The 26505-nt window shown below is 49.7% G+C and carries 29 protein-coding genes; 14 read left to right on the top strand and 15 right to left on the bottom strand.

Features of this window, described 5'->3' with window-relative positions; all coding sequences use genetic code 11:
• Positions 1 to 21: 21 nt before the first annotated feature.
• From ACOGW3_RS23315 to ACOGW3_RS23305, 3 genes are read right to left on the bottom strand one after another with little or no spacing between them, the layout of a single operon-like run.
• Positions 22 to 372, bottom strand: a complete 351-nt coding sequence (locus ACOGW3_RS23315) for a cupin domain-containing protein (protein ID WP_419905132.1) — start codon at positions 370 to 372, stop codon at positions 22 to 24.
• Positions 369 to 2015: a choline dehydrogenase gene (locus ACOGW3_RS23310; protein WP_419905131.1), complete on the bottom strand. Its 1647-nt coding sequence runs from the start codon at positions 2013 to 2015 to the stop codon at positions 369 to 371. Before ACOGW3_RS23310 ends, ACOGW3_RS23315 begins: the two co-directional genes overlap by 4 nt.
• Before the next feature lie 17 nt (positions 2016 to 2032).
• Complete coding sequence (locus ACOGW3_RS23305) at positions 2033 to 3244, bottom strand: M24 family metallopeptidase (RefSeq protein WP_419905130.1); 1212 nt, start codon at positions 3242 to 3244, stop codon at positions 2033 to 2035.
• A 114-nt stretch (positions 3245 to 3358) separates the two neighbouring features.
• Here ACOGW3_RS23305 and ACOGW3_RS23300 point away from each other — a divergent pair, with 114 nt between their 5' ends.
• Positions 3359 to 4195, top strand: coding sequence for a LysR family transcriptional regulator (locus ACOGW3_RS23300; RefSeq protein ID WP_419905129.1), 837 nt, complete (start codon positions 3359 to 3361; stop codon positions 4193 to 4195).
• Positions 4196 to 4207: 12 nt separating this feature from the next.
• Here the strand turns inward: ACOGW3_RS23300 and ACOGW3_RS23295 are convergent, their stop codons facing one another.
• Positions 4208 to 5152: a LysR family transcriptional regulator gene (locus tag ACOGW3_RS23295; RefSeq protein WP_419905128.1), complete on the bottom strand. Its 945-nt coding sequence runs from the start codon at positions 5150 to 5152 to the stop codon at positions 4208 to 4210.
• Between the two features lie 117 nt (positions 5153 to 5269).
• Between ACOGW3_RS23295 and ACOGW3_RS23290 the strand changes: the two genes are divergently transcribed.
• Positions 5270 to 5950 (top strand): type 1 glutamine amidotransferase domain-containing protein, encoded by a 681-nt coding sequence (locus ACOGW3_RS23290; protein WP_419905127.1) that lies wholly within the window; start codon positions 5270 to 5272, stop codon positions 5948 to 5950.
• Positions 5951 to 6084: 134 nt separating this feature from the next.
• Here ACOGW3_RS23290 and ACOGW3_RS23285 read toward each other — a convergent pair whose 3' ends face one another.
• On the bottom strand, positions 6085 to 6438 hold the full coding sequence (locus ACOGW3_RS23285) for a GFA family protein (RefSeq protein ID WP_419905978.1): 354 nt from the start codon (positions 6436 to 6438) through the stop codon (positions 6085 to 6087).
• A 332-nt stretch (positions 6439 to 6770) separates the two neighbouring features.
• Between ACOGW3_RS23285 and ACOGW3_RS23280 the strand changes: the two genes are divergently transcribed.
• Positions 6771 to 7535, top strand: coding sequence for an autoinducer binding domain-containing protein (locus ACOGW3_RS23280; RefSeq protein WP_419905126.1), 765 nt, complete (start codon positions 6771 to 6773; stop codon positions 7533 to 7535).
• A gap of 29 nt (positions 7536 to 7564) precedes the next feature.
• Here the strand turns inward: ACOGW3_RS23280 and ACOGW3_RS23275 are convergent, their stop codons facing one another.
• Positions 7565 to 8485: a LysR substrate-binding domain-containing protein gene (locus ACOGW3_RS23275; RefSeq protein WP_419905125.1), complete on the bottom strand. Its 921-nt coding sequence runs from the start codon at positions 8483 to 8485 to the stop codon at positions 7565 to 7567.
• 106 nt (positions 8486 to 8591) lie between these two features.
• Here ACOGW3_RS23275 and ACOGW3_RS23270 point away from each other — a divergent pair, with 106 nt between their 5' ends.
• Positions 8592 to 9824: a TauD/TfdA family dioxygenase gene (locus tag ACOGW3_RS23270; RefSeq protein ID WP_419905124.1), complete on the top strand. Its 1233-nt coding sequence runs from the start codon at positions 8592 to 8594 to the stop codon at positions 9822 to 9824.
• A 41-nt stretch (positions 9825 to 9865) separates the two neighbouring features.
• Here ACOGW3_RS23270 and ACOGW3_RS23265 read toward each other — a convergent pair whose 3' ends face one another.
• Entirely contained in the window at positions 9866 to 10318 is a 453-nt protein-coding gene (locus ACOGW3_RS23265) for a VOC family protein (protein ID WP_419905123.1), read from the bottom strand.
• Positions 10319 to 10509: 191 nt separating this feature from the next.
• Between ACOGW3_RS23265 and ACOGW3_RS23260 the strand changes: the two genes are divergently transcribed.
• Both ACOGW3_RS23260 and ACOGW3_RS23255 read left to right on the top strand, forming a co-directional pair.
• Positions 10510 to 11406, top strand: coding sequence for an AraC family transcriptional regulator (locus ACOGW3_RS23260; protein ID WP_419905122.1), 897 nt, complete (start codon positions 10510 to 10512; stop codon positions 11404 to 11406).
• Positions 11407 to 11611: 205 nt separating this feature from the next.
• A complete protein-coding gene (locus ACOGW3_RS23255) occupies positions 11612 to 12472 on the top strand; it encodes a substrate-binding periplasmic protein (protein WP_419905121.1) in 861 nt (286 codons plus the stop codon).
• 86 nt (positions 12473 to 12558) lie between these two features.
• Here the strand turns inward: ACOGW3_RS23255 and ACOGW3_RS23250 are convergent, their stop codons facing one another.
• The gene (locus ACOGW3_RS23250; RefSeq protein WP_419905120.1) at positions 12559 to 13443 is read right to left on the bottom strand and encodes a LysR family transcriptional regulator; all 885 of its coding nucleotides are present in this window, start codon (positions 13441 to 13443) and stop codon (positions 12559 to 12561) included.
• A gap of 99 nt (positions 13444 to 13542) precedes the next feature.
• Here ACOGW3_RS23250 and ACOGW3_RS23245 point away from each other — a divergent pair, with 99 nt between their 5' ends.
• Positions 13543 to 15045 carry a CoA-acylating methylmalonate-semialdehyde dehydrogenase gene (locus tag ACOGW3_RS23245; RefSeq protein WP_419905119.1) on the top strand — a complete coding sequence of 501 codons (1503 nt, stop codon included), beginning with the start codon at positions 13543 to 13545 and terminating at the stop codon, positions 15043 to 15045.
• Between the two features lie 186 nt (positions 15046 to 15231).
• Here the strand turns inward: ACOGW3_RS23245 and ACOGW3_RS23240 are convergent, their stop codons facing one another.
• Complete coding sequence (locus ACOGW3_RS23240; protein ID WP_419905118.1) at positions 15232 to 15744, bottom strand: hypothetical protein; 513 nt, start codon at positions 15742 to 15744, stop codon at positions 15232 to 15234.
• A gap of 334 nt (positions 15745 to 16078) precedes the next feature.
• Between ACOGW3_RS23240 and ACOGW3_RS23235 the strand changes: the two genes are divergently transcribed.
• Positions 16079 to 17485, top strand: a complete 1407-nt coding sequence (locus ACOGW3_RS23235) for a hypothetical protein (RefSeq protein ID WP_419905117.1) — start codon at positions 16079 to 16081, stop codon at positions 17483 to 17485.
• On the opposite strand, the gene ACOGW3_RS23230 is transcribed toward ACOGW3_RS23235, so the two are convergent.
• Both ACOGW3_RS23230 and ACOGW3_RS23225 read right to left on the bottom strand, forming a co-directional pair.
• Entirely contained in the window at positions 17436 to 17975 is a 540-nt protein-coding gene (locus ACOGW3_RS23230) for a GNAT family N-acetyltransferase (protein WP_419905116.1), read from the bottom strand. The two genes, ACOGW3_RS23235 and ACOGW3_RS23230, sit on opposite strands and share 50 nt — an antisense overlap.
• 71 nt (positions 17976 to 18046) lie before the next feature.
• Positions 18047 to 18541: a hypothetical protein gene (locus ACOGW3_RS23225; RefSeq protein ID WP_419905115.1), complete on the bottom strand. Its 495-nt coding sequence runs from the start codon at positions 18539 to 18541 to the stop codon at positions 18047 to 18049.
• A gap of 389 nt (positions 18542 to 18930) precedes the next feature.
• On the opposite strand from ACOGW3_RS23225, the gene tnpA reads away from it, so the two are divergent.
• Positions 18931 to 19365, top strand: a complete 435-nt coding sequence (tnpA, locus tag ACOGW3_RS23220) for an IS200/IS605 family transposase (RefSeq protein ID WP_419901154.1) — start codon at positions 18931 to 18933, stop codon at positions 19363 to 19365.
• Positions 19366 to 19434: 69 nt separating this feature from the next.
• Here tnpA and ACOGW3_RS23215 read toward each other — a convergent pair whose 3' ends face one another.
• The gene (locus tag ACOGW3_RS23215; protein WP_419905114.1) at positions 19435 to 20439 is read right to left on the bottom strand and encodes an EF-hand domain-containing protein; all 1005 of its coding nucleotides are present in this window, start codon (positions 20437 to 20439) and stop codon (positions 19435 to 19437) included.
• Positions 20440 to 20589: 150 nt separating this feature from the next.
• On the opposite strand from ACOGW3_RS23215, the gene ACOGW3_RS23210 reads away from it, so the two are divergent.
• The 4 genes from ACOGW3_RS23210 to ACOGW3_RS23195 all read left to right on the top strand — a co-directional run bounded on the left by ACOGW3_RS23210 (position 20590) and on the right by ACOGW3_RS23195 (position 22962).
• Positions 20590 to 21180 carry a hypothetical protein gene (locus ACOGW3_RS23210; protein ID WP_419905113.1) on the top strand — a complete coding sequence of 197 codons (591 nt, stop codon included), beginning with the start codon at positions 20590 to 20592 and terminating at the stop codon, positions 21178 to 21180.
• 60 nt (positions 21181 to 21240) lie between these two features.
• Positions 21241 to 21834 carry a hypothetical protein gene (locus ACOGW3_RS23205; RefSeq protein ID WP_419905112.1) on the top strand — a complete coding sequence of 198 codons (594 nt, stop codon included), beginning with the start codon at positions 21241 to 21243 and terminating at the stop codon, positions 21832 to 21834.
• Between the two features lie 4 nt (positions 21835 to 21838).
• Positions 21839 to 22414 (top strand): Crp/Fnr family transcriptional regulator, encoded by a 576-nt coding sequence (locus ACOGW3_RS23200; protein ID WP_419905111.1) that lies wholly within the window; start codon positions 21839 to 21841, stop codon positions 22412 to 22414.
• 86 nt (positions 22415 to 22500) lie between these two features.
• A complete protein-coding gene (locus ACOGW3_RS23195) occupies positions 22501 to 22962 on the top strand; it encodes a methyltransferase family protein (protein ID WP_419905110.1) in 462 nt (153 codons plus the stop codon).
• Positions 22963 to 23013: 51 nt separating this feature from the next.
• Here ACOGW3_RS23195 and ACOGW3_RS23190 read toward each other — a convergent pair whose 3' ends face one another.
• Positions 23014 to 23646: a MarC family protein gene (locus ACOGW3_RS23190; RefSeq protein ID WP_419905109.1), complete on the bottom strand. Its 633-nt coding sequence runs from the start codon at positions 23644 to 23646 to the stop codon at positions 23014 to 23016.
• Between the two features lie 216 nt (positions 23647 to 23862).
• Here ACOGW3_RS23190 and ACOGW3_RS23185 point away from each other — a divergent pair, with 216 nt between their 5' ends.
• Positions 23863 to 24648: a substrate-binding periplasmic protein gene (locus tag ACOGW3_RS23185; RefSeq protein WP_419905108.1), complete on the top strand. Its 786-nt coding sequence runs from the start codon at positions 23863 to 23865 to the stop codon at positions 24646 to 24648.
• A 68-nt stretch (positions 24649 to 24716) separates the two neighbouring features.
• Here ACOGW3_RS23185 and ACOGW3_RS23180 read toward each other — a convergent pair whose 3' ends face one another.
• Positions 24717 to 26066 (bottom strand): NAD(P)/FAD-dependent oxidoreductase, encoded by a 1350-nt coding sequence (locus tag ACOGW3_RS23180; protein WP_419905107.1) that lies wholly within the window; start codon positions 26064 to 26066, stop codon positions 24717 to 24719.
• Between the two features lie 108 nt (positions 26067 to 26174).
• Positions 26175 to 26489 (bottom strand): non-heme iron oxygenase ferredoxin subunit, encoded by a 315-nt coding sequence (locus tag ACOGW3_RS23175; RefSeq protein WP_419905106.1) that lies wholly within the window; start codon positions 26487 to 26489, stop codon positions 26175 to 26177.
• Between the last annotated feature and the right edge of the window lie 16 nt (positions 26490 to 26505).

The raw sequence follows: 26505 nt of genomic DNA, 5'->3' as shown, positions 1-26505 counted from the left end.
TTTTCTTATTGTTAATAGGGATTAGTCCTTTTGCCAACTCACTTGATCAGTTCGGTTCGAGGCTGATTGGAAAGTATCGTGATACTGGTAGCTGTTGCGGATCGGGGTGCTGATCGCCCAGGTGGCGCTGGCGCCTTGGCGGATGGTGAGGGTATCGCCGGGCTGAAGGTCAACGATATCGCCACCCGCGAAAGTGAGCACGGCGGCGCCTTCGTGGACATACAGGGTTACAGTGCGGTCGTAGTCGTGCCTAAAGGTGGGATCGGCACATTCCCAGATTTCCCAACCCGCTATTTTGCGTTTGGTGTCTTCGGTCGCTTTGCGGCGTTCAAAGAAGGGGGCATCGATACGGCGTTCTTCTAGTCTGGTCATGATGTTATTTCGCTTTGCTGGTAGGTCACGTGTTGTGGGGGCAGGGGTGTTTTGCCGAGGATCAGATCGGCGGCTTTTTCCGCGATCATAAAGACGCAGGCATTGATATTGGCACTTGGCACCGCCGGAATCACCGAGGCATCGACAATTCGTAAGCTTTTGATGCCGCGAAATTTCAGCTCCAAATCAACAACCGCGCGTTCATCTCCTTCTGCGCCCATGCGGGCCGTACCACAGGGATGGTAGGCAGAGGAGGCGTCGTGTCGGATAAATTCATCCAGTTCGGCGTCGCTTTGCACATGTTTTCCCGGCAGGTCTTCGCGGCTGTAAAAGTCAGCAAATGCGGGTTGGGCAAGCAGGTCGCGGGCCAGTTTCAACCCTTGGCGCATTTCGGTTCTGTCGCGCTCGGTTGCCAGATAATTGGGATCTATCAGCGGCGCGTCCCCGGGATTTGCAGAGGCCAGTCTTACCGTGCCACGGCTTTCCGGTCGCATGGTGCCTGCGCCGAGGCGATAGCCATTTTTGTTGGGATCGGGGATCCAGTTTTCGCCAAATAAAATCGGGAAGAAGTGGAATTGAATGTTGGGGTGGGTCACTTCGGGATCAGACTTTAAAAAAGCCCCGACGTGGCATTGGTTGACCGCGGCGACGCCACCTTTCCAGCCGAACCATTGCATCCCGGCCCAAACCATCAGATGGGGTTTGAGGTACTTGTTCAGAGAGACCTGCTTATCGGTTTCGATCTGGACGTGGGCTTCAAGATGATCCTGCAGATTTTCACCGAGCATGGGCGCGTTACAGACGACATCAATGCCGTGCTCACGCAGGTGATCTTCGGGGCCAATGCCCGACAGCATGAGGATTTGCGGGGTGCCAAAAACACCCGCGGACAGGATCACTTCAGATCGTGCCTCAGCGGTTTGGACTTTGCGCCCCTTGGCGAACTCAACCCCAGTGGCGGTGCCGTTTTTGGTGATAACGCGCAAGACCTTTACACCGGTGGCAATGTCCAGATTGGGACGTTTTTTCTGGTTGTGCAGATAGGCCCGGGCCGAGCTGCTGCGATAGCCCTTTTCCACCGACATCTCAAAGCGACTGACGCCTTCCTGGGCATAGCCGTTGACGTCTTGGGTCAGCGCATGCCCGGCTTGCTGCCCCGCTTCGAGGAAGGCAGCGTTCAAGGGGTTCAAGTCGGTTTGGGTTTTGACCCCGACCATGCCTGTGTTGGATCTGAAATCATCCGAGGCACCGTCGCGGCGTTCGAACTTTTTGAAGTAGGGCAGGCAGTCCGCATATGACCAGCCAGTACAGCCTTCTACACTTGCCCAGTCGTCATAATCGCGCGGGTTACCGCGTAAAAAGGTCATGCCGTTAATCGACGATGATCCGCCCAGCACTCTACCACGCGGTTGGTCGATCTCGCGGCCGTTGAGATGGGCTTGGGGGGTAGTCTTAAACCAATAGTTATATTTGCTGGTGGGTTTGAATGCCGAGCGCAGACCAGCTGGCATCTGCAGGATCCAATTGCGATCATCGCCACCGTGTTCGAGCAACAACACCGAGTGCTCGCCGCTTTCACTGAGCCGGTGAGCCAGAACGCAGCCCGCGGTTCCGGCCCCGACCACGATATAGTCATAATTCATTCTCACAGAACTGGTTCTCACAGGTAATCTTCCTCAAACGGGCAATCGGTCAGCGCTACAGGACCGTCTTTGGTGATCAGCACGGGTTGTTCCAGTTTTACGCCTTCGTCACCGCCGACAGGGCCGATATAACTTTCCACGCAGACGGTCATGCCTTCCATAAAAGTGCCTGAATACTGCCAGGTCTCATGGTCTTCGGGGTAATAAATCACCGGATATTCAACGCCGAAACCAATGCCGTGGATCATTTCGGCGTAGCGGTTGGGCACATAGATATCGTGCATCTTCCACGACAGTTCGCCAAATTCTTCAAAGGTCATACCGGGACGCAGCAGGGCCATGTTGTGTTCCAGTTGCTCATGGGCATGGGCATAGAGCTGGCGCTGTTGGTCGGTCGGTTTTTTATCGCCGATGACAAAGGCGCGGGTTTGGTCGGCAAACATGCCGTCGGGTCCAATGAGGTCGCTGTCGAACACCAGCATTTCACCGTTTTCAATGACCTTGTTCGAAGTCTCGGTAAACCAGGGATTGGTGTGATGGCCCGAAGACAGCAGCCGGGTTTCCTGAGCTTCACCGCCGTGTTCAAGATTGTACTGGTTCATGATCGACAACAGATAGTTTTCGGTCACTCCGGGGACGGTATGTTTGCGCATTTCCGCAATCGCACGGGTGCAGACGTCCATAGAATTGCGAATAATGGTGACTTCATCGGCTGATTTAATCGACCGCGCCATTTCCATCGGCGCCTTGGCGTCTTTCATTTTAATGCCGCGGTTTTGTAGCGCCAGCATGGGTAACAAGTCCGCCCGATCAATGCCTAGGGTCGCGCCTCGGCCGCAGGTGCTGTGCAGCAGATCGATGATTTCTTCAGCCCATTTGATCGCGTGTTCTTCAGCCCGGTTTCCGGAACCAAAAAAGTCCCAGGATTTGGCCGGACGGGCCTCGTCTATGGTCTCCAAGCCATCTGACAGGTGCAAGGCGCCGCCGTAATCAAACAGCACTACGGGACCCTCAACTGGGACAAAGACGTACCGAGACAGGTGGTGCGAAGTCCAGACCTGCATGTTCCGGCATCCCGTCGCATAACGCAGGTTTAAGGGATCAAACAGCACGGCCGCATCCATCTTGAACTGGGCGAGAAGTTCTCTGGTTCGATTGAGGCGATAAGAACTGACAGCCTTTTCATCGATTGCCTTGTACTGATCAATTGTTTTGAGATCTGAAATCAACTGCCGCACTCCTGTAGGATTGCTCTTAAACATTTGAACTTGGATTATTATGGAACCGCTCTATAGTTAAGGCAAACGAAACTACTTTAACTTGTGGGTAAATAATATTTAATCATGCTGCCAGCGCTGAACCTCGAATTGATCCGAACATTCCTGACCGTCTTGAAAGAGGGCGGCTTTAAAGCTGGTGCGGAGCGGCTTAATAAAACGCCTGCGGCCATCAGCATGCAGATCAAACGGCTGGAAGAGCAGCTTAACCAGCGTTTGCTCGAGCGAAGTAACAAAGGCATCGTCCTGACCGCTGCGGGAGAAGTGCTCAAGGAAAAGGGCGAACGCCTTTTGAGCCTCAACTATGAAATCCTGGGTGACATGCGGCATGAGGAGCTTTCCGGTCGCCTGAGTTTTGGCGCGCCGACGGATTATGCGCCAACGCTCCTCAAGAAAATTATGCCGATTTTTGTGGTGGAGTTTCCCAAGGTCGACCCCAAGATTATTCTCGAACCCAGTAGAAACCTGCGCCGCCGGGTGCAATCCGGCGCACTGGATATGGCGATTGTTGCCAGAGAGCCCAATACGGATGAGGGCGATCACCTTTGGACCGAGGAGGTTGCATGGTATGGCAATGCCTCTGACCTCGTTGGCGGGTTAAATATAGGTGTTCTCGGTGTTGATTGTATCCTTCGGGACCGCGCACTGGAGATGATAAAGGCAGTGCAATCTCCCTATACAATTTCGCTGGAATCAGCTTCGGTCGCGTCTTTGTTTGAGGGAGTAGAAGCCGGGTTTTGTCAGGCTTTTTTACCTGTGAGTGTGGCAGAAAGTGAGCTCAGGTCATCGGCGCTAAATAGTACCGAGACCATGAAGCTGGAGTTTGCGCTTATCTTTGGTAAACGCTTTGAAAAACTCGATACCAGTGATTTGACCGCGCGGATCAAAAGGGCGCTGGAATAGTCGTCATTTTGCTCAGGGATAATCTGGCGCTTTAGACAGATGTTCGGCGAGGTAATCGATCAGCATACGCACTTTTAGGGTCGAAGCTGCGCCAGGTGGATAAACTGCGAAGAGATCCAGTGGCGCCATTTCGTATTCAGGCAGCAGCATGATGAGATTGCCCTTGGGTTGTTCCCAAAGCTCGTGTTCGGGCAAGAGGCCAAGACCATGGCCGCCGAGGACAAATTGTAATCGTGCTCCAGCGTTGTTGGTGCGGATCGGCCCGGTAATGCGCACCTTATAGGAACGTCCTTCCCGGTTGAGCGACAACACACCGGAATGGCGGCTATAGGTCACCCAGTTGTGGGAGGCCAGATCTTCAGGTTCGGTTGGGGTTCCCGCACTTTCCAGATACGCAGGCGCGGCACAAATCCGGCGCACGGTGCTGCAGATTTTCTTCGACATCATATCGGAATCAGACAAGGGACCGGATCTGATTGCGATGTCGTATCCGCCTTCAATAACGTTTGTGACCTCGTCGGTAAGCTCGACATCCAGTTCGATCTTTGGATAAAGGTGGCGAAATTGACCGAGCAGGGGGACGATCCGCTTCAAGCCAAAATTGGCCGAACAGGTCAGGGAAATTCGCCCCACTGGTTCATCACTCAGACTTTGGATCCGCCGGTTGGCGGCTTCTGCTTCTTCGCTGATGCGTTTACAGCTCTGGTAATAATCCTCGCCGGCGTGGGTCAGGCTGAGGCTGCGGGTACTGCGATGCAAAAGACGGATGCCAAGTCTTTCTTCCAACAGTTTGACCTGATGGCTGATGGCGGCGCGACCCAGGCCAAGCTTGCGCGCGGCTTCGGCAAAGCTGCCACTTTCCACCACCCGGGCAAATGTGATCATTCCCCTTAAGTCATCCATGTAAATCACCCATTCTGGTACCTGAGTATGAAATTTATTGTCAAAATAAATCATACAAAATGTCTATAACTTTGGCTATTATCATTTTTATTATAACGAATTATCTTTAGCTCAACGCCAAAACAAACAGGCACACGAGTACAATTTAATTTTACTGCTAAGGAATTTGTTATGAAGATTTTGATGGTTATGACCTCTCACGAAGATTTTGGCACCACCGGACGTAAAACCGGTGTTTGGATGGAAGAGTTCGCCGCCCCTTACTATCGCTTTAGCGAAGCTGGCGCAGAAATAACACTGGCCTCACCTGCGGGAGGTCAAATCCCAGTGGATCCCGCAAGCCTGGGCGATGATTTCAAAACCAACGATACCCGTCGCTATGAAAAGGATGCAGAAGCTCAAGCGCTTCTGGCCAACACCAAGAAGTTGGATGATGTCCTAGCCAGCGACTTCGATGCAGTCTTCTATCCTGGTGGCCACGGTCCGCTCTATGACCTCACAGACAACGCTGCTTCTCTCGCTCTGCTCAGTGAATTCCAGGCGGCATCCAAGCCAATCGGGGCGGTTTGCCACGGCGTAACGGCCCTGATTAAGGCCAAATCTAAAAGCAATGAACCCTTGGTCGCCGGTCTGGAACTCACGGGCTTTACTGACAGTGAAGAAGCCGCCGTTGGCGCCACAGATATCGTTCCCTTCTCCGTAGAGCAAGAGCTGAAAAATGCCGGAGGGAAATTCCGTTCCGCCGATGATTGGGCTGATTTTTCAGTCCGGGATGGCCTACTTATCACCGGGCAAAACCCGGGATCTTCCGACTCATCCGCGCGTTTTCTCCTCGAAGCTTTGAAAGCCTAATACTCGCAGGTTTAACTCATCCCCTTGGGCTCTTATCCATACCAGATAGAGCTCAAGGTCAGATGATGAAGCCCGAGGCTCGAGGGGGACGCTTTAAAAATGATCCAGCGGTGCTTTCACAGTCATTCTGGCTTTTATTCCATTAACCGATGTCCAGTCTGTGCGGCTTGTTGTAAGCCTTTTAAGTGCTTTGGCAGGTCATCAGCGGGGTGAACCCACGGCAATCGCTCTGACCAAAAAATGTGCGCCGTCGGTTGGTAAACCGAAACATCGTCCAGCGTTAACGCGTATAGATGGGTTTCGTCCGGAAATATGTCCGTTTCAAAGGATGTTGGGGACCAGCATTCTTTGCAAAAGCTGCGCTGAACCTGTTTGGACGAATTGAAAATATTACGTGGTCCCTGCCAGGTAAGTGTGTCTCGCCGAACACCAAACCAGCTAACATAGTCCGATGAGGCTACACGACGACAATCTTCGCAATGGCACATTGCCGCCCAGAGAATTATTCCGGACATCCTCCATGTTACTGCACCACAAAAACACCGCCCCGTGATGTTAAGCATTTTCTATCTTTCTTTGTTTTGAGTAGGCTTAAGTTCCAGTTATCAGGCTCATTCTGAGTTATCTTATAGTCATGGCTAATATAACATTCGCAAAAGAGTGAGAGGCATTCTCCCTCTTTTTGTTATACAAAGTAATAAACTTAAAGTGGAATTAAGTAATAATATTGCATACAAAATAGTAACAACCATGTACAATTGATCTCAACAAATAACTAATATTACGTGTTAAATGTAAGTTTTGGTTGGGGGAGTTCGCTTTGGAGCAGGGGGAAAGGCTCTTTGAGTTTTCAAGAGCAGCATCAAGCGCTAACGATTCAAATGAAATCTGGGATATTTTAAAAAAAACGCTTCAGCCTCTTGGGGTAAACTGGATCAATTACGCCTATGGCAACCCAGAAGAAGAGCTGTTGCTCTATTCCACGATGTCTGAAAAGTGGTTGAGCTACTATTTCGAGAATTACGTCGCCACCGATCTACTGGTTCACCACTGCGCCAATGAAGATCATACGCTCTTTCTCGACAAGAGCTTCTTCAAGGGAGAGGCGGGGCTCGATAAGCAAAACGATACCATGCTGCAGGAAGTCAGAGAGCAAGATACCCATGCTGGCATGGGGATTCCGCTGCCAAAATCCAAGGCGGATTATCTGGCTGCGACGGGCGTGTTTTTTGGTTTGAGCGAAAAAGACAGTCAGGATGTCATGCGCATACATGGTCAGGAAATCACCTTGATCATGAACGCCGCGCACCAGTTTTTTAATGGCCACGAACTCACCCTCAATCAGGAACTGTTTTCCTCGCGCGATGGGGCGCTGGTGAAATCAAAGGGTATTCTCACCGACCGGGAAAAGGATGTCCTGCGCTACCTCGCTCTTGGTATCCGCCCTGATCGCATCGCCCACCAAATGGGTCTGGAAGTGGTGACGGTAAACATGCACCTGCAAAAAGCCCGCCGCAGGCTCCGCGCGACCACCCGAGAGCAGGCCATTATCAAAGCATTGCAGATGCGGCAGTTGGTTTTGTAACTGTTGCAAGCTGGTTTCTTGGGGTGGGCTTATTGTGTAACAAATTCTTCTTGTGCGATTGAGATTAATTCAGCCGCGGCCAGTGCCGCCTGATCAGCTTTTGGACCCTGGTTGGGCCAGACAAGGCGGCGCTGGATTGTGAGATCTGGCCCGTTTTGGGCAACTTCAACCAGGTCCCCACGCTCCAGATAATCGCGGATAACCATCTCGCTGCACAGTAGGACACCTTCCCCCGTTATCGCAGCCTGGGCCACCATGACTGTTAAACCAAAACGCGATCCCTGATCGTGACCTTCTGTCTGCAATCCTGCGGCTTTGAACCAGTCGTGCCAGGTGGGGTAAACGTTATCACCCATGGATGGATCAATATGCAAAAGCGGTAGGGTGTTGAGGATTTCAGCTTGGTCTGTTTTGTCCTTATGCTGGATCAGTTTCGGTGCACAGCTGGGGATAACCCGTTCGCTTGAGAATTCTTGCGATACCAGGCTGTCCGGGATTTCATTTGCATAACTAATGGCAAGATCAACCGCTTCTTCGATCATGGTGTCGAGGGGGACAGGAGAGACAATCCGCACATCCAGATTGGGGAGCACGGCGCGAACCCTGTTCAAGTGCGGGGCAAGCCATTGAGAGGCAAAAGAGGTATCTGCTGAGATCGTAAAAGTCTCTGCCCGTCTTTCTGAACGCAACCGAGACATGCCTGTGGTCAGGGCATCAAACCCACGCGTGATATCAGGCAGGGCGCGTTCTGCGGCGTGGGTCAGGACGATGCCGTTGCCAACACGCCGGATCAACTTGATCCCCAATCTTTCTTCCAGTTGCCTGATCTGATGGCTGACGGCCCCGGGCGTCACCCCCAGTTCTTCTGCTGCACGGGTTAGGCTGGACGTCAGTGCTGCGGTTTTGAGTGCTCGTAAGGCTGAAAGGGGGAGGTCTCTAATTTTTGTCATGGTGTTGAGAATAACTCAAAACTTGAAGAAAGAAACTCGTTTGAATGGAAATCCCGCGAATTGTAGGATCAGAGAATAAAATTCAATAGTTCTTAGGGAACCCCTGATGATGCCTGATGATCATATCTCACCAATTTCCAGCGGCCAATCTAACTGCGACCAATCAAGTGGTCATATCGTACTTGAAATTAGCAATGAGGGGGATCGCATCGCGCTTGAGTTTGACGGTAAAGCAAGTACCTGCTTATCCACGCGTTGGCTGCGTTTGGCCTGTGACTGTGAGATTTGCGGGGATACGCATTCCGGAAAAAGGTGGCTCACGCCGAATGATGTTCCAGCGTCTGTGCGGCTTGAGAGCTTTGATGTTTCAAACCCAGAGAAAGTACGCGTTACTTGGGATGACGGCCACATCTCTCATTATGATCCCGATTTTCTTCTACGGTATGCAGAGGGTATCCCTCGTTTTCAGCCGGATCACTGGGGAAGTGATTTAAGCGGTAAGATAGGTAAGTTTTCCTTTAGTAGTGTCGTGGATGACGATGAAGCGCTGTTCGGCTCTCTGTGGGCTTTGCGCGATCATGGCATCATGATGTTGACGGATGTACCAACCGACGCAGAAGATACCATGCGCATTGCCGGCCGTTACGGGCCGATACGCGAGACCAGTTACGGCAAAGTTTTTGATCTGATCTCACTACCAGAAGCACGGGTGGCTGGAGAAACGTCGCGCGCCCAGATTCCCCATACCGACGAGCCCTTTCGGTATTCACCGCCGGGGTTCATCTTTTTCCACGCGATCAAAACCGGTGCTCATATGGGCGGCACATCTCTTATGGTTGATGGTTTTTACATTGCAGAACAGATGCGGGCCCAAACCCCGGATCTGTTCGAGATCTTAACGCGACATGGGGTGACTTTCCACCGCGAACACGCGGGTGAAGTGTTCTTTAGTACGGAAGCCCATGTCATCAGCCTTGATAGCAAAGGGCAGGTCACTGGGATCCGTTTCAACGATCGCTGCCTTGCGCCCCAAGAAGTACTCCAGGTGGCTCCTGAAGATCAGATCGACGACCTGATTGCTGCTCTTGCCGAATATACCCGGCTGGTCTGTCTGCCGGAAAATCAGTTCCAACATCAGATCCAGCCGGGTGAGATGCTGGTTTTTGATAACCAGCGCATCTTACACGGCCGTTCAGCCTTTGATCCGACCATCGCAAAGCGACATCTGCGCAGCTGTAATATTGACCGCGACGCTGTTCACAGTGCCTTCCGCACCCTGGCCCGTCGTTTTGCCCCCCAAGAAGCAGAGCAGGTTCTCTATCAGGGGGCTATTTTGTAGAGACAAGTCTCAAACATCCTCTATTACTAGGAGGTGCTGGTTTAGATCTTTTGGGATAACTCAAATAGGTTATCCCAAGGGTCTGAAACAAAAGCGAGTAGGCGGTTGATATCTTCGACCACAAAGGGTTCCGCGACCACGCTGACCCCGCGGGATCTCAGTTCTTCCAGCGTCTTTTTCGTGTCCGCAACCGCAAAGCAGATGTGGTGTGATCCACCTTCGCTGAGGCTAGCACCGAGGTCTGTGTGTTTTGTGCGCGGGGTTTCGAGCGCCCCCCCGATAAGCTCTATGAGAAAACCATCATCTGCCGCCGGGGCGAGATAGGCGAGATTGAGATCGCCAAAGGGCCATTGGTGAATGACGCGAAAATCAAATTTTTCGATGAACCAGTCGCGGCTGGCCGCAAAATCAGGCACCCGCAGGGCTATGTGATCGGCTTTCATAGATGAAAGAGCGCTGGATTGATTTTTGGCGGGGTAAGTGGGGATCGGCATCGTAAGTTCCTTGAAATGGAAAAGGATATTTGATGGCCTGACTATGTGATTAAAACAGTGGGCAGGGTTATCACGTTGCTCTCGATCTCTTGCCTAAAGCTCCAAAAAATACTGTTAGTCGCTGTTAAAAGTGCATTTTTGTGTCATGATCCTGTGGTCCATCCTGATAAATTCAAGGCTTTAACCGACGCATGGATGATGCAGACAAGCTAGTTGAGATTGTAAACAAACTGGCCCCGGACGAGGGCGAGAACCTGACCGCGATCCCTGATATCAAGCTTTATCGTCACGAAGAGAGCTTTCGTCGCCGCCCGTATATGTATGGGCCGTGCATCTGTGTTGTGGTGCAGGGACGCAAGCGCATGTACTATGGCGGGGCGGGAAATCAGGACAAGTTCAATGACTACAATCCCAACAATTACTTGATTAATTCGGTGAGCCTGCCCATTGAATCCGATGCCTACGGTCTCTCACCAGAAGTGCCATTCCTGGCAATCCAGCTGGATATCGATCAGGCACTGGCCAGTCACCTGATTGCAGAGATTGGCGAAGATAGTGGCACAGAATATTCGAGAGAAAATACCGCCGATAATTTGGATATTTCTCTTTCAAGTCCCCTGAGCAACAGTCTGTTGAAAATTGTCCTTCGCCTTATTAATACCCTCAATGATCCCACCGATGCCCGGGTGCTGGCTCCGGCGATTACCCATGAGCTTTATTACGAAGTCCTGCGCGGCCCACGAGGGCAGTTACTGCGTAACTGTGTTGCCAACGATGCCTATGCCAATAAGATTGCGCCGATCGTACACTACATTGAACGCCATTTTGAACAGCCGATTGAAATTGATACCCTTGCTGCGGTTGCGGGCATGTCGGCCTCGTCCTTGCACAGTAAATTTAAGCAGGCGACGACCATGACCCCGATCCAGTTTATCAAGAACTTCCGTCTGCATAAGGCACGCAGGTTGATCCTTTCCGGTATTGCGGCAGGGGATGCGTCCTTTGCTGTGGGGTACAACAGCCCGAGCCAATTTAGCCGTGAGTACAAACGCCTGTTTAATCAATCACCCAGTAAAACCTTGACTTAAGACTCGAAAGTACCATTTGTGACCTGTCTTGGTAGTAATACTTGCCCTTTTAGATTTTAAAGTAAGAAAACTATTTTGGGAATTTGCAAGCCTGTCAAAGTCTTGCTGTCATGGTGATTCTGTATATAGAACCAATAGGTTGAATTTAGTGGTTTTAACTAAGTTTTATCCAGAATGATGGTATCTATTAGGTAATAATAAATGAATGGATAAACGGGAAATAAGGGTAGGGGAGATTGATATGATGTGGCGATTATTAGTCCTCTTGAGAGGTCTTTTCTTTTCTCTGGCCCTTTCTCTAGCCCTTTCTTTGGGGCTTTTATTGAGCCCGATCTCTATTTTTTCACACTCTTCCGCTCAGGCAGCGGATGACAAAATTACCGTCACCGTTGGCGAGTGGCCGCCGTTTTTATCGCAACAACTCGAAGATGGTGGTGTGATCGCGCAACTGATCAGAGATGTCTTTGCTGCTGATGGCATTGAGGCCAAACTCGAGTTTCTCCCGTGGGGCCGTGGTTATCACGAGACTGCAGGCGGTAATTACAACGCCATGGGCGTGTGGATGCACAAAGAGGAACGCGAAGCCGATTTCCTCTTCAGTGATCCGATATTAACCGAAAGATTTGTATTCTTTTACCGCAAAGACCGCCCTTTTGACTGGAAAAGCCTGGAAGATTTGAACGGCTACCGTATGGGCGGTGGTATTAAATACAGCTATGGTCCCGAATTTGACGCAGCCCTTGCCGCAGGCAAGTTCTCGATGGATCGCGAAGCCAATGATCGTACCAATTTTGAGAAACTCCTGGCCGGGCGGGTTGAGCTTTATCCTCAGGAAATTTCTGTGGGATATTTTGCCATCCGTGAAAACTTCACCCCGGAACAACGGGCCAAGATTACCCATCACCCCAAGGCGATCCTAAACAACCAGAGCTTTGTCCTGTTTCCCAAAAAGCTGCCGGGAAGTGAAGTTCTTATAGCCCGGTTTAACAAACGTCTGGCAGAATTTAAAGACAGCGGAAAATACCAACTCTACATCGATCGATTAACGGCCAAAGAAGCGTCTTAATTTCAAACGCCGATAATCTTAATCTGCGCCTTTCCTGCCCGGGGGCAAGGGGGTAATCGCACGATTTCCAAAACAGCTTTTAGCTATCAGCGTATAAAACAGGATTTACTTTCAAGAACTAACCTATCCAGCAGATCAGCGACAGCTGAGACACGTTTTGCAATACGCATGTCCTCATGCCATACCGTCCAATATTGGCGGGTGATGAAATGCTCAGGGAAAAGTGGAATAAGGTCTGGGTTAGAAATGGCCATGAAGTCGTGTAAAATCCCAATGCCTGCTCCCGACCGGACCGCTTCAAACTGCCCCATTGCTGTTGATACTTCGATGGTGGATCGCCAGTCGCGCAGAAACTCTGAACTGTAATTTAGGGCAGGAGTATAAATCAGATCCTCAACATACCCAATAAGAGTATGGTCCTTAATATCGGCCAGACTGTTGGGATGTCCTGCTTTTTCAAGATAGGATCTCGCCGCATATAACCCGAGTGAATAGTCAGACAAACGTTTGACACGCAATCGTCCTTTATCTGGGCGGCCGATCATAATGGCAATGTCGGCTTCGCGTTGAGAGAGAGAAAAGTATCGCGAAACCGGGACGAGTTGAATATTGAGCTGGGGAAAGGCCTGGGTAAAACGGCTCAATCGGGGGGCCAGGAAGGCAACTCCAAACCCGTCTGGTGCTCCGATCCTGATTGTGCCGGATATCTCACTGTCACTGCGTTTAAGGCGTGAAAGACCCTGAAGAAACTCAGCTTCAATCTTTTCAGCGGTCTCGAACATGGCCGCACCATTTTCAGTTAGGCGACAACCGCTGGTACTGCGGTCCAAAAGCCGGGTACCAATCGCTTCTTCCAGGGAGGTAATCCTGCGGCTGAGTTTTGCCTGACTTACCTTAAGCCGTTTTGCCGCGCCCAGCATCTGTCCTTCGCGGGCAATGGCGAGGAAGTATTTAGCATCGTCCCAATCCATTTTCTTATCTCCATTTATGAATAACGGATAGCCGATATCGTCTATTTGTATTTGTAAATGTGCATTGTACAAAAGGCTAGAAAAAATGGAGAGAGCCTCATGACTGAAATTGCACACTATATCAATGGCGCCCACACAGAGAGTACCTCTGGACGCAGCCAAGCTGTTTTTAACCCTGCGACTGGCACAAGTAGCAAAAGTGTTGCTTTGGCTTCAGTTTCCGAGGTTGAAAGCGCCATTGCCGCTGCCAAGGCTGCCTGGCCAACCTGGTCAAAAATGCCAGCCTTACGCAGAGCGCGGATCCTTGATCGTTTTAAATCTATTCTGTGGGAACGCGGAGACCAGCTTGCAGAAATCATTTCTAACGAGCACGGTAAAACCCACGATGATGCGATGGGCGAGGTTACGCGCGGACTGGAAGTTGTTGAGTTTGCCGTCGGTGCGCCGAACTTCCTAAAGGGTGAGTACTCTGAAAATGTTGGCACAGGTGTCGACAGCCATATGATCCGTCAATCACTCGGTGTTTGTGCTGGTATCGTTCCGTTCAACTTCCCAGCCATGGTTCCAATGTGGATGTTCCCGGTTGCTCTGGCTACGGGTAACACCTTTATCCTCAAACCATCCGAACGGGTTCCGTCAACGTCTCTTAAAATTGCAGAATGGCTCACCGAAGCTGGTCTTCCAGAGGGCGTTTTTAATGTGGTACAGGGCGACAAGGAAGCCGTCGATGTGCTGCTTTCGCATCCTGATGTTAAAGCAATTAGTTTTGTTGGTTCAACACCAATTGCGCAATATATCCATCAAACCGGTTCAGCCAATGGCAAAAGGGTTCAGGCCCTGGGTGGTGCCAAGAACCACATGATCATTATGCCGGATGCCGATTTGGATATGGCCGCTAACGCCCTTATGGGTGCTGGTTATGGTTCCGCTGGTGAACGCTGCATGGCGATCTCTGTCGCAGTTCCTGTTACAGATGCGGTTGCCGACGCCCTTATCGAAAAACTGGTTCCAATGATCAAAGCCCTTAAAATTGGTCCTTCTGTGGATAGTACCTCGGAAATGGGACCCCTGATAAGTGCGCAACATTTGGATAAGGTTCGTGGGTATATCGATGCGGGCGAAACCGATGGCGCCAAGGTCGTTGTTGATGGACGTGACTTTAAACAAAATCAACAGGGTTATGAGAACGGTTATTTCATCGGTGGTACTTTGATCGATAACGTTACCCCGGATATGTCAATCTGGAAGGATGAGATCTTTGGTCCTGTGCTTTCAGTTGTACGCCGCGATTCCTACCAAGACGCTGTTGATCTCATCCATGCCCATAAATACGCCAACGGAACCGCTGTATTTACCCGTGATGGTGATGTTGCCCGCAACTTTAACCAGGATATCGAAGTCGGTATGGTCGGCATTAACGTGCCAATTCCTGTGCCAATGGCTTTCCATAGCTTTGGTGGCTGGAAAGCATCTATCTTCGGCGATCATCACATGCATGGCATGGAAGGTGTGCGTTTCTATACCCGGATTAAAACAACAACAAGCCGTTGGCCAAGTGGCATCAGAACAGATGCTGAATTCACGATGCCAACTTTGGGTTAAGTGCTAAGGTTTAAATTTAGATAGGAAATATAAGAGGCTAAGGTTTGAGCGTTAAATGAACCAACCTTTATAATTCTATTAGAGCCTTAAAATAAATGCGGAGCGTAGACGGGTAGGTATCCCGGCTGTGCTCCGCATTTTTATTATGTGTAATTTGTTCGCCTTGAGGCGTGAAAATATTTTAAATTATTTCTTTTCTACGAGTTGATCATTAATTGCGTACAAGACACATACAGCACCCGAAGACTTATGCTCACATTTTTTGATCGCAGATAGTTTAACCTCGGAATAATCGTCCTTTGATTTATTTTCAGAGTAACTAGACCTCGCAGAGTACCCATTTTCACTGATTGCAAAAGCATGGGTAATGCCCGTTTTCTCTATCGATACGAGATCAAGATATCTTTCGAATTCTATTTTTTGGCCAGATGTTATTCTGAACTTTTTGGGGTCGTATAGGCTTATTCTAAATTTGTTTAAGTCGATGTCTAATTCAACTTGCTCTGCATTGGATTTTTCGGGTTTTGTGTAGCCCTTCCATACTATTTTACCGTTAACTCCAAAGAGAAAACATCCCTCTCCACAATTACTCAAAGCGGATTGTTTCGCCCTGTTCACAGGGTCAACACCATGGATACCCACTACCGAGGCGGCCTTGCCTGTTATTGGGTTCAGGGCAAATGCCCCTCCAGTATTCATTTTTCCAGTGCGTATATTATAGCTTTCTAGATATCGATTATAAGCATTTTCCAAATTGCCGTTAAGAATAAGCGGCCCGGACCCGATCTTATTTGTGGCATTACAACCGGAGATAATAAATAAAAGATAAAGGAGACTTAACTTCTTGAAAGGAAACATTATTAGCCGTCACAGTTGATCAGAGTATCACATTTAAGCTTCAGCTATATTGTATCTCTGCATAAAAGGGAAGTTACTTTCCCACTAATTATTAACCCTTTGGTTGTATTCTGCTTCTATCACGAACTGTGGGAGCAAGCTTATCGCCTCGGGTTCATTAGGGTATAAAATTGGTTTGGGATCCTTTCTAATCCTGGCCTTGTTGGTGCCCCCGATTACAAAGGGGCAGGGAGCTGCTTTAGCTCAAACCACCTCACCAATTTTTCAACAAAATACCTTAAGCAATAATCCGCACGAAATCGAAATTGCAGCCGTTTCTACCCCCGCAATTCCCGCCACTAAAGAGAATGAAACGACACCACTGAAGCAGGACATTTATATCCGAAATGACGGCTTGCAGACCAAGCGTCACGATGCAGCCGCGGCCAAGGGGATTGTTCTGCACATCAACGCGCACAACGAGGTCCGGCGCAATGCGGTGGCAATGGTCCCGGCGATTTATGGCGATCTTAATCGCGAGGGCTGGGATGTTCAGGCGCTTTACATCACGTTACCGCTCGCTGAAATTGTCGCCAATCCTCCGCAGCATATTAACCTGGACGAGTTTGCAGCGTTATCTGAAGGCCCGGTTTCTGAAGATAAAAATCCTGGAGACAAGGTATCTGGCAGCCTGAATGCCGATCCTGATAACAGAGCTATTGATAACCGGGATGTGTTCGCCCGGATCCTGGCGCGCTTGTTGTGGGATTATCGGCGTCAGGGTTATGAACGCATCGTGCTCTCCGGCCAACGGGTACCCGCGTTTCATCTCCTGCATGCGACGTTGGTTTACCCTGACCTGCCGTTCGATCACCTGGTCATCAACGATCCAACACCCGATTGGACCGGGCAGCTCGATAACAGCTATGGCAACTGGTTAATCGGGGCGATGAAAAACTTCCCGCGCAACCATGCGGTGCTGTTGAGTTTTTCCGAGCACAGCAGCTTTTTCCCTGGTAGTGATTATTTTGATGAGCTGGAAGAGGTGATCGAAGCCGAAGGGCTCAATGCCCATGTCATTCGGGGTGATGAGCAACGGGTACGGCGTAAACTGACCAGCTGGTCTTTCTCACCACAAGTCTTTTCCCATTTTTACAAACACTGCTTTGTCGGTTTTCTCGAAAGGCCGCGGGTTGGAACATCTGGAACTTATGACTGTGCGCCGAACGATAACAAAGAAGCAAACGGCGACTGGATACAGGTACGGGCGGATATCGTTGCAAGCGGGGCCGAGATGATCAGGCCTGAAACCTTTGAGCAATTCTTGGTTGGCAAACCCCTTGAGATTAAAACCGTCTTTGGCATCCGCGCCCAGAGCAAATACACCACCGACGGCCGCCACATCTTCAGCGCCCGGGGCAAGAGTTATGAAACCAGCTGGTTTTTCGAAGGCTTTAACATCTGCACCAAACGTCCAGAAGGCCAAACCTGCCGCCGGATCTACCGCTACGGAGACAACCACTTCATCTTCCTCAACCCCGCCAACGGAAAAGTCACCAGCTGGTCGAGGTATGTGGAGACCGAGCGGGTGGAGATGGAATAGGATGGCGATAGACGAGATCGCCTTGATCAGTTGCATTTGCCTTGGGATCTAAAGTCGCCCCAAGTCGCTCGGCTAAAGCTATCGAACGATGATTGGCAGGATCTATATAACTTACCAGTGACCCCATCATTTCATTTTCAAAGGCCCAATCTCTGGCCGCGGTCGCAGCTTCAAAGGCGAGGCCCTTGCCTTCATGGCCTTCGAATAAGAACCAGCCTAATTCAGGTTCCGGGAAATGGGCATGCCATAGAATAGCGACCTGCCCGACCAAAGCTTTGTTTTCTTTGAGCTCCAGTGCCCAAGGCCCAAATCCCAGTAATGCCCAATGCCCGACTTCAGCGGCATAGGAATACCAAGCTTGGCGTCTGCCAAGTTGCCCCATATGGAGAGCACGTTCCGAGGCAAACATCTTGGCATAATCGTCAAAATCAGACCTTTGATGAGGACGAAGGAGTAAACGCGGGGTATCGAGTGTTGGTGCGGTACCCATGTTTATATGGCCTTTCTTAGTCAGTAGTGTTTTGCCGTTTTGTTTGATGGGTTCATTGAATTTTGAGAACGTCAATTCGGGGTCTTCAGTCCTGAATTGATATCCAACTGGCTATCGCAATGCTCAGACGCTCCTTCGATCTGTTTCCCGGTTTCAGCGTGATAAATGCAGGAATGGCCTGGGTCGACCTGGGGGAGAGAGACATCTTCGGGCAGAATGAAATTGACGGATCGCCCTCCAAAGAGTTCGGCGGGGAAGCGATCAAAAGCTGAGTTTATGCGGTAGGTGTTATACTTCACACGTTCCAGATGCCCTTCTTCCATGAGTTGAATAAGTCCGGCATAACTGGGGAGAGTTTGGTATTTCTCTACCTCTTTTGAAGAGACGATGGAGGCATGGTTTAAATTCGCGACACCATCCGGGGTGAATTGTCTAAAGATACCGACCGTTTCAGGATGTGCTTTTGAGCCCTTGGGTAAGTCCTTGGCCCAAAGCTCTTTGATATCTCTTTTCTTCCCCTTGTATAAAAAATAGGGGATGCCTTCTTCGATCACAATATAACGCATGGCAGACCCCGAAGGGTTTTTGGACTTTAAGACAGAGGGGAGGGTGATTTTGGCTATTTTATAACCGGCGATAACCTCTGTAGCATCGCGACCAAATATATCTTTAATGAACCTATGCGCCTGCTTAGCAACTTCAGGCGTTTCCTTGTTGAAATTTTTAATACACGCGCCGGGTGCTAAGAACGTAATCTTTGATTTATCGACACCTATGACACCAACACCGTCTTTTTCGCGTTGATGTGTTAGGACAATATGAGAGACCCGCTCTCTTGCGCCTTTAATTTAATCCGGTAAACCCCCGGCTATGCCGGGGGACTCTCAATGGTTTGACCGTTCCCACGGTCTTACATTTCTTTGTTTATTGACCAAAATAACAAAGGAATTAGCCGATGAGAGATTACAAAAGCCTTGCACATACGAGATGGGATTGTAAATACCACGTGGTTTTCATCCCTAAACGCAGGCAAAAAGTTATCTATGGCAACCTACGTCAGTATCTTGGTGAAATTTTCCATGAACTGGCCGGGCATCGCGAAAGTAAGATTGAGGAGGGCCATTTGATGCCGGATCACATTCACATGTGTATCAGCATACCGCCCAAACATGCTGTTTCAAAAGTCGTTGGATACCTAAAAGGAAAAAGCGCGATTGCCATAGCTCGAAAATTCAAAAATAAAGCACGGAATTTCAAGGGTGAAAATTTTTGGGCCCGTGGATATTTCGTCTCAACTGTAGGGCTCGATGAACAGATGGTGAGGGAGTATATCAGAACGCAAGAAGAGCGTGATAAGTACTTTGACCAAATGGATATATTCAATCCATAACCGCTTTAGCGGTTCCCAATTTGCCCCTTTAAGGGGCTCACCCGCTTAAGCCCCCGGCTTTGCCGGGGGTCATTTAACTTGCCAGATCATCCCCTCAAAAGTCGTCGCATAGATGTAGATTTTGCCGGCGCCAGGCTCTATTTCAATTGTACCTGTGGTGGTTTCCCGGTCTTGGCCGGATACAGATACTGTCGAGATCGCGCTTCCTTCCCGAGCACCGATGACATAGATTTTATCGAGGTCGCCGGGCTGAGGGAGTTCGCAGGATTGAACTCTGGCAAGGTACTTTTTCTGCTGCTCATGCTGATACTTTCTCTTTGCCGCAATCCCTTTTGCTGTCCTTACCCGTTTGAATTCATCTGGGCCAACTACGGCATCTCCATTGTCGTCGTAATAGTCAAAGGCTTCCACGCCAAGATTGGCGAGCTCTGTGAAGGTAAGTTTTCCATCTTTATTGGGATCAAGTGTTAGTAGTTCAGCAATCCTGCGGGTTGTCGTCAGAGGTTTCTTGAGGGCATAATTCTGGGAGGCGATCCGGATTTCTTCAGGGTCAATGGTACGATCACCATTTGTATCTGCATTCAGAATTTTTTCTATTTCGGCTTTAATTCTGGTTAGTTTTTTCTTTTCAGATTTATTTAAGTTAAGCTGTTTCAACCGATCAGGTATCAGGGTCAACAACTCTTCTTCGGTTATAGAGCCATCTTTATTGGTATCTTTTTTAGAATAGTATTTTTGTCTTCGATCTCTGTATTTCAGGATCTCTTTGCTGTCGATCTCAATGATCACCTTTTGATCGATAAATTTATGGTGCCGCCCCAATTTTCTAAGCGGCAGAACCAAGCGAGCAATATATTGCTCTTTAAAGGTTATACGATTGAAACCCCTGATCAAAATTGGCGCTGGTATCTTTGCTTCAAGCTCTAATTCCTGCGGAGTTAAAGGCTGGCGAGTTTCATAACCAGCTTCTTTAAGCAACGGAGGAGTTGCGTCTGGGGACAGATAGAAAAAGAGACCGATAACGGCGGAAAATCCTATAAGGACCGTGAACGCTATAACTTTAACTGGCTTCATCGATAAACAAACTCTTTTGCTAAACTAATCCTTGATTTCAAAGCGATAGTATTTGTTAGTTGTGACCAATTACTTAATTATATCTTGCATTGGTTGTATCTTCATGCTGCCCTTGGATGCCAACTTCGTTGTTCTCTCAGGTGGGGTCCTATGTATATTCTGTTCCGCTTTTTTCTACTGTTTTGCTCGAAAGATTTTATCAATTATTACCTGGGTTTACGCCAAAAGAAGGTTGTGAACCCTAGAGTTTTATCATCTACGGCAACTCTCTCGTTTTTATACATGGGTGGCTTTCTTTTTGCCTGTGGAGCGATTTATTACAATCTGTGGGATACGCGAACTCAGCATAACTGGGAACTTCGCGGTGGCTTGATATTTATTTGCTTTATCATTTTTCTGTTTTGTTATTCCTGGATTAAATCCCTCGAAGAAGCCGTATACGCCTATAGCGACGGTGAACTTACAACAGGTACTCTTGTGCAGAAAGAATGGTCTAAGAGTGGGTTTGATTTGAAATACGAATTTGAAGCCGTTGGCGAAAAATTGACCCTGACAAAAGGTCGGCAGTCTTATTTTGCGGCTAAAAAGGTTAATCTCGGCCATAAGATACCGATTATTTATGCTCGGTCTTCTCCACGCCATGCCAAGTTTTATAATCCAGGAAAATTCTCACAATATTGTCTTGATACCACGAAAGAACGACCTGAATACCAAAAGCCCGAGAGAGTATACATTCTGTAAAGAGCCCTTTATTTTTGCTGTAATGGATTTATTCAATACTTATTTTATGCACGGGGTTCCATGTCTTTACTCTTCCGCTTTTTCCTTCTGTTTTGCTCGAAAGATTTCATCACCTTTTATGGAAAACTGAGACGTGAGGGCAAAGTGAACCCGGATGTTATGGCGATTTATGCGACAAGCTTTGCACGTTGGATGGGGCTCTATCTGTTTGTGGTTGGGGTATTTTATTACAATGCCTGGCAGTTTTATCTCGCGCCGGAAAACCCTTGGGTGCGGGGCGGGGGGCTTTTTGTCCTGGTATTTTTCTTTGGCCTGTTTCTCTGGCCGCGGATCAAGGCGTTGGAGAAAACCGCTTTCGCCTATAGCGACGGCGCTCTGGTGGAGGGCAGGCTTTTTGATCGGGATTCATATCGCAAGCTGAGGGTTTTGAAATACGCCTACAAGGTGGATGGTAAAATCTACAAGCTGAAGCGGGCCGGACAATCTCTTCTCGATTTTATCGGCACAAAGCAGGGCGACGGCGCGACGGTAATCTATGCCCGATCCGCCCCGGAAGTCGCGGTCATATTCGATCCAGAGCTCTTTGACCAACGCTGTTTGGACCGGGAAAGAGGGCTGCCAGAACATAGGCCTGTTGAGAGTGTGAGCACATAGAGTGATGGATAAGCATTTTGAGATCGTTCGAAATCTTGCCCCCTTTAGTGAGAAGGAATGGGAAAGCGCGCTTCCTTTATTCTCCTTCAAGAACTACGCCGCCAATGAGATGATTTTTTCTGCCGCGGACAAACCTTTGCAGATCCATTTTCTGATCGAAGGTATCGGGCGCTATTTTTATATCGATATCGAAGGCAGGGAACGCAACAAGTCGCTGGTCAAACCGGGCGGGGCTTTTGCCTCTATCAGCACACTGGTCAGCGGCGAGGGTAGTCCCTTTTTTACCCAGGCGATTACCGCCTGCTGCACCGGGGCGATTGCCTATTCGGACCTGATTAAATTGTCAGAGCAAAACAACAACTGGGCGACCTTTTTGCGTCGGGTTTATGAAAATCTGGCCTTGAAAAAAGAACGCCGCGAGGCCGGGTTTTTACTACTCTCGGCCCGGCAACGTTATGAGGAATTTTTACGCGATTTTGAGGGTCAAAGCGAACGGCTCCCGCTCAAGCACGTTGCGATGTACCTCGGCATAACCGATGTCAGTCTGTCACGCATACGCAAAGAAATGGGCCTCACATGAGAGTGCTCCACATGTTTGTGCTTAACATAGGATAAGGCAGCCGAGGCACCACTCCCTTAAGGTTTGGATTTTTAAGGGAGTTTAACATGAAAAAACTACTGCCGCCTGTGCTCTTTGCCTTGTTTGTCAGCCTTATGGCCTTGATCTGTTGGAGTCAGACGAAATGGGGGGGCGCCTCGCCACATAATGTCCTTCGGAACTATAACCTGCTTGCGATCCCCTTTGCCCTTGCCGGGCTTATGCTTGCCCTGACGGGGAGCCGCCTGTTCAAACAAAAGGGCACCAACATCATGACCTTTGATGAGCCGGATGTGTTGGTGACAGAAGGGGTGTTCAAATGGTCTCGAAATCCGATGTACCTCGGCTTTGTTATCGCGCTTTTCTCAACCGCCATCCTTATGGGCGCTGCCTATAGCTCGCTCGCGATCGCGGTGTTATTTCTGCTGATCACCGACCGCTGGTATATCCGGTTTGAAGAAAAGGTGATGCGAAAGAAGTTCGGTGCTGATTACGACGCCTATTGCAGCCGTGTCAGGCGTTGGATTTGATTATTGGGGATCTAATTAATGGGGATCTAGCTTTTAGGGGATTTAAAACCACTATTTCGCAAAAAGTGGGCTTTGCGCCAGACCGTCGAGCACAAACTGGGCGGCAAGTGCGGCGAGGATGACGCCAAAAACCCGTGCGATCACGTGCACACCTATTTGCCCGAGCACCTTCTGGATTTGTGACGCAAGCAGCATGCACACCAGGGTCATGACCAGAACCGCGACCAAGCCGCCGATAACCATGGCAGTATCGATCAGATTACCATCGGCATCAGCCATAAGCAGGACAACCGCGCCCATGGCACCGGGGCCGGCGATGAGGGGGGTTGCGAGCGGGAAGATGGAGATATCTGATTTTGCTTCGGCTTCTTTGGTTTCGTCCTGGGTGGTAGAAGATGCCCCGGAAGACCGCGCAAAAACCAGATCGATGGCAATCAGCATCAAAAGAACACCACCGCCGATGCGAAGCGCCGCCAAAGATATGCCAAAGAGATTTAAAACCGCTTCGCCAAACAGTACAAAGATAAAGAGGATCCCGGTGCCGATCAGGAAACCCTTGAGGGCGGAGGAGGTTCGCTCTTTTGGAGATTGATCCCCGGTAAGGGATGCAAAGACGACCGCCACATCCAAGGGCCCAATGGTGGCGAAAAAGGTTGCGAATGCGGTCAGAAAGATCTCATGCAAAGAATTTCTCCTATTCCTTAGGTCCTATAAGTTCTGGTCGGTTCTATAAGTTATTGCGCCGAATTTTATTCAGAAGTTCAATTATCAAAGTAACGAGGAGCATCGTAACACAGAAGAATATTTTTCGTGATCTTAGGATACGGGAGTCGATTTAAGGTTGAATATTTGCTAGAATATTGCCTCGAATATTTCCTTCCTGCTATTGGAGTTGAGATCATGAAATCTCCAACCTCGTACAATCAGGTAGTTGTGTTTTTTTACCGCTTTCGTCGGGTTATTTTCTCCATTTTATTATTATCATTCTATTCTCTCTCACCCACGACCGCCTCTGCAAATGAGTTGAAATTCTATGCCACCGACTATCCACCCTATGATATTAAACAGCATCCAGATGGTCTGAAGGGGTATGACGTTGATATTGTTGAAGCCGTACTCAAACAAGCCAAGATTGATGCAACAGTTAGCTTCCTTCCTTGGAAACGGATCATGGCTATGCTTGCTTCTGGTCAAGCCACTGGAGCAGTCACTTGCGGAAAATCACCGGGCAGGGAGTCGTTTGCATACCTTTCCGATCCAATAAGCCAAGCACGCGTTGCCATCGTTACCTCTAGTGACTTTGAAGGGATGCTCCAGTCAATTCAAGATCTTCATGGGTTAAAGGTTATTGCCGTCACCGATTGGGTAACAGAACGTGAGTTAACGGCCGCTAATGTCGATCATGGTACCGTCAGGTCTTTGGAAATAGGACTAAACACGTTAGCCCATCGGGAAGTGGATGCCTTTTATGTTGGGTGGGAAAGTGCACAATATCTTGCCCAAGTACTCGGCTATAGAGAAAAATTTTCATATCATCAGGTGACAGACAAAGAGCCAGTCCCCTTCCATGTCTGTTTTAGTAAACTATGGCCTGGACATCAGAATCTTGCTAAGCGCTTTAATACTGCGTTAGCTCAGATCCGGGCATCAGGCTTGTATGATCGTATTCGTGCGAAATACGAATAGGACATATGCTGAAGGATAAGAGGGCCACTCTGCTGGCACTTTAATTCTGCAAAGTGTTCCTCCCTGGTTTATTTCCCCTTTAACAGCGCTTTCAGCTTTCTGGCCGGATTGGCGAGATCTTCGGGGGTGGGAGAGATACCTTGCTCGAGCATCATCTGCACCAGACGGATATCGCGGGCGGCCTTAGTGCCGGGGGCAAGGCCCGCGGCCCCGATCAGTTTGCCATCGCTCAGGGCAAAGTCGATCCGCAGATCGCCGTCAATCCGGGTGATGATCTCATCGCCTTCTGCCGGGAAACCCGTGGTTTGAAGACCGTAATCGAACTGATCCGACCACAGCCAGGGCACGGCATTGTTTTCCAGCTTTACACTCTCTGTTGTCTGTTCTGGTTCTTTAGCCTCTTCTTGGGGGGCGTTAAAGATACCGTATTGTTGAGCGTGCCCATTCTGAATTTCGGGAGCTGACATGATGTCCTGAGCAACCACTTCGGCCATGAGTTCGGCGTTCTTCCAGCTTTCCAGACGGAACGCCCGATTGTACCGGCTGTTTTGCGCATTGGCACAATCACCCGCTGCCCAAATCGCGGGGTGGGAGGTACGGCCAAAGGCATCGGTTTGAATGCCATCTTTTACCGAGAGACCTGCTTTATGCGCCAGTTCAGTGTTGGGGCGAATGCCAACCCCAACCACAACAAGGTCGGCACTTAAGGTCTCGTCGTCGAGCAGGACAACACGCTTAAGCTTCCCGTTTGAGCCTTCAAAACTGGTCGCGGCGACGTTGTTGCGGATTATAACGCCGTGTTGGGTATGGAGTTCAGAAATAGCTTCTGTTGTCTCGGCAGGGAGGCCACGGGCCAAGGGTCGTGCCCCAGCTTCGAGTACAGTGACGGTGCAACCCCGCATTTTGGCCGCAGCGGCAACTTCGAGGCCGATAAATCCCGCCCCAATAACCACGACCTTTTTCCCCAGCGAGAGTTGGGCTTCAAGGGCTTTGGCATCGTTGCGGGTGCGAAGGTACATGACTTGAGGTTGACCAGCCCCGGCGAGCGGGAGCTTTATCGGGCTGCCCCCCGTGGCCAGAACCAGTGCATCAAACTTCAAACGCTGGTTACTATCCAGGACGACTTCTTGTTGCTCCGGATCAATATCGATGCAGGTGCGCCCCCCGATCCAGTCGATCTCTTGCGCCGCGAGTTGATCCGGGCTGAGCAGGGTGATGCTTTCTGGATCCCATCCCTCTTGGCTGCCAGAGGGAGCTGCCTTGGAGAGGACTGCTTTAGAGAGGGGAGGCCGTTCGTAGGGGGCGTGCCTCTCGGTGCCAATCAGACTGATCGATCCTCTAAAACCACGCTTGCGCATGTGTTCGGCCACACGTCCACCGCAGTGACCAGCGCCGATGATGACTATTCGTTGGGACATGGCCGTCTCTCTAACTCTCTCTCTTTGTGTTTTTTGGGCTCTTTGTACTCTTTTGGCCCTTAGGCAACTGTCTTGTTCATATCAGTTATTTCCAACTGGAAGACGGGATTATCCCGCGATCTGGATGAAGATCTCATCGCCCTCCAGCTTGACCGGATAGGTGATGAGATCAACACAAACCGGGGCGGACAGTGCTTTGCCACTTTGAATGTCAAAGCGCCCCTGGTGCAGGGGACATTCGATTACCTTGCCGATGACGATGCCGTCTTCGAGGTGTTGCTGTTCGTGGGTGCAATAGCCATCGGTGGCAAAAAAGCCATCATCCGTATTGTAAATTGCATAGGTTTTATCGCCGTGATCCCAGCGGATCAGATCTTCTTCGTCGATGTCGTCTGTGGTGCAAACGTGGATCCAGTTTGTCATGGGAAAGTCCTAAACT

The sequence above is a fragment of the Kiloniella sp. genome (assembly GCF_965205715.1).
Taxonomy (GTDB): Bacteria; Pseudomonadota; Alphaproteobacteria; order Kiloniellales; family Kiloniellaceae; genus Kiloniella.
This window is presented reverse-complemented; position numbering and strand designations above follow the sequence as displayed.

Coding starts and splice junctions, on each gene's coding strand:
- ACOGW3_RS23210 (WP_419905113.1), top strand. CDS start 20,590: ATGTATATTCTGTTCCGCTTTTTTCTACTGTTTTGCTCGAAAGATTTT.
- ACOGW3_RS23310 (WP_419905131.1), bottom strand. CDS start 2,015: ATGAATTATGACTATATCGTGGTCGGGGCCGGAACCGCGGGCTGCGTT.
- ACOGW3_RS23225 (WP_419905115.1), bottom strand. CDS start 18,541: ATGCGTTATATTGTGATCGAAGAAGGCATCCCCTATTTTTTATACAAG.
- ACOGW3_RS23205 (WP_419905112.1), top strand. CDS start 21,241: ATGTCTTTACTCTTCCGCTTTTTCCTTCTGTTTTGCTCGAAAGATTTC.
- ACOGW3_RS23270 (WP_419905124.1), top strand. CDS start 8,592: ATGATGCCTGATGATCATATCTCACCAATTTCCAGCGGCCAATCTAAC.
- ACOGW3_RS23265 (WP_419905123.1), bottom strand. CDS start 10,318: ATGCCGATCCCCACTTACCCCGCCAAAAATCAATCCAGCGCTCTTTCA.
- ACOGW3_RS23240 (WP_419905118.1), bottom strand. CDS start 15,744: ATGAATACTGGAGGGGCATTTGCCCTGAACCCAATAACAGGCAAGGCC.
- ACOGW3_RS23285 (WP_419905978.1), bottom strand. CDS start 6,438: ATGTGCCATTGCGAAGATTGTCGTCGTGTAGCCTCATCGGACTATGTT.
- ACOGW3_RS23245 (WP_419905119.1), top strand. CDS start 13,543: ATGACTGAAATTGCACACTATATCAATGGCGCCCACACAGAGAGTACC.
- ACOGW3_RS23260 (WP_419905122.1), top strand. CDS start 10,510: ATGGATGATGCAGACAAGCTAGTTGAGATTGTAAACAAACTGGCCCCG.
- ACOGW3_RS23300 (WP_419905129.1), top strand. CDS start 3,359: ATGCTGCCAGCGCTGAACCTCGAATTGATCCGAACATTCCTGACCGTC.
- ACOGW3_RS23315 (WP_419905132.1), bottom strand. CDS start 372: ATGACCAGACTAGAAGAACGCCGTATCGATGCCCCCTTCTTTGAACGC.
- ACOGW3_RS23295 (WP_419905128.1), bottom strand. CDS start 5,152: ATGATTTATTTTGACAATAAATTTCATACTCAGGTACCAGAATGGGTG.
- tnpA (WP_419901154.1), top strand. CDS start 18,931: ATGAGAGATTACAAAAGCCTTGCACATACGAGATGGGATTGTAAATAC.
- ACOGW3_RS23215 (WP_419905114.1), bottom strand. CDS start 20,439: ATGAAGCCAGTTAAAGTTATAGCGTTCACGGTCCTTATAGGATTTTCC.
- ACOGW3_RS23255 (WP_419905121.1), top strand. CDS start 11,612: ATGGATAAACGGGAAATAAGGGTAGGGGAGATTGATATGATGTGGCGA.
- ACOGW3_RS23175 (WP_419905106.1), bottom strand. CDS start 26,489: ATGACAAACTGGATCCACGTTTGCACCACAGACGACATCGACGAAGAA.
- ACOGW3_RS23230 (WP_419905116.1), bottom strand. CDS start 17,975: ATGGGTACCGCACCAACACTCGATACCCCGCGTTTACTCCTTCGTCCT.
- ACOGW3_RS23200 (WP_419905111.1), top strand. CDS start 21,839: ATGGATAAGCATTTTGAGATCGTTCGAAATCTTGCCCCCTTTAGTGAG.
- ACOGW3_RS23180 (WP_419905107.1), bottom strand. CDS start 26,066: ATGTCCCAACGAATAGTCATCATCGGCGCTGGTCACTGCGGTGGACGT.
- ACOGW3_RS23250 (WP_419905120.1), bottom strand. CDS start 13,443: ATGGATTGGGACGATGCTAAATACTTCCTCGCCATTGCCCGCGAAGGA.
- ACOGW3_RS23195 (WP_419905110.1), top strand. CDS start 22,501: ATGAAAAAACTACTGCCGCCTGTGCTCTTTGCCTTGTTTGTCAGCCTT.
- ACOGW3_RS23275 (WP_419905125.1), bottom strand. CDS start 8,485: ATGACAAAAATTAGAGACCTCCCCCTTTCAGCCTTACGAGCACTCAAA.
- ACOGW3_RS23185 (WP_419905108.1), top strand. CDS start 23,863: ATGAAATCTCCAACCTCGTACAATCAGGTAGTTGTGTTTTTTTACCGC.
- ACOGW3_RS23290 (WP_419905127.1), top strand. CDS start 5,270: ATGAAGATTTTGATGGTTATGACCTCTCACGAAGATTTTGGCACCACC.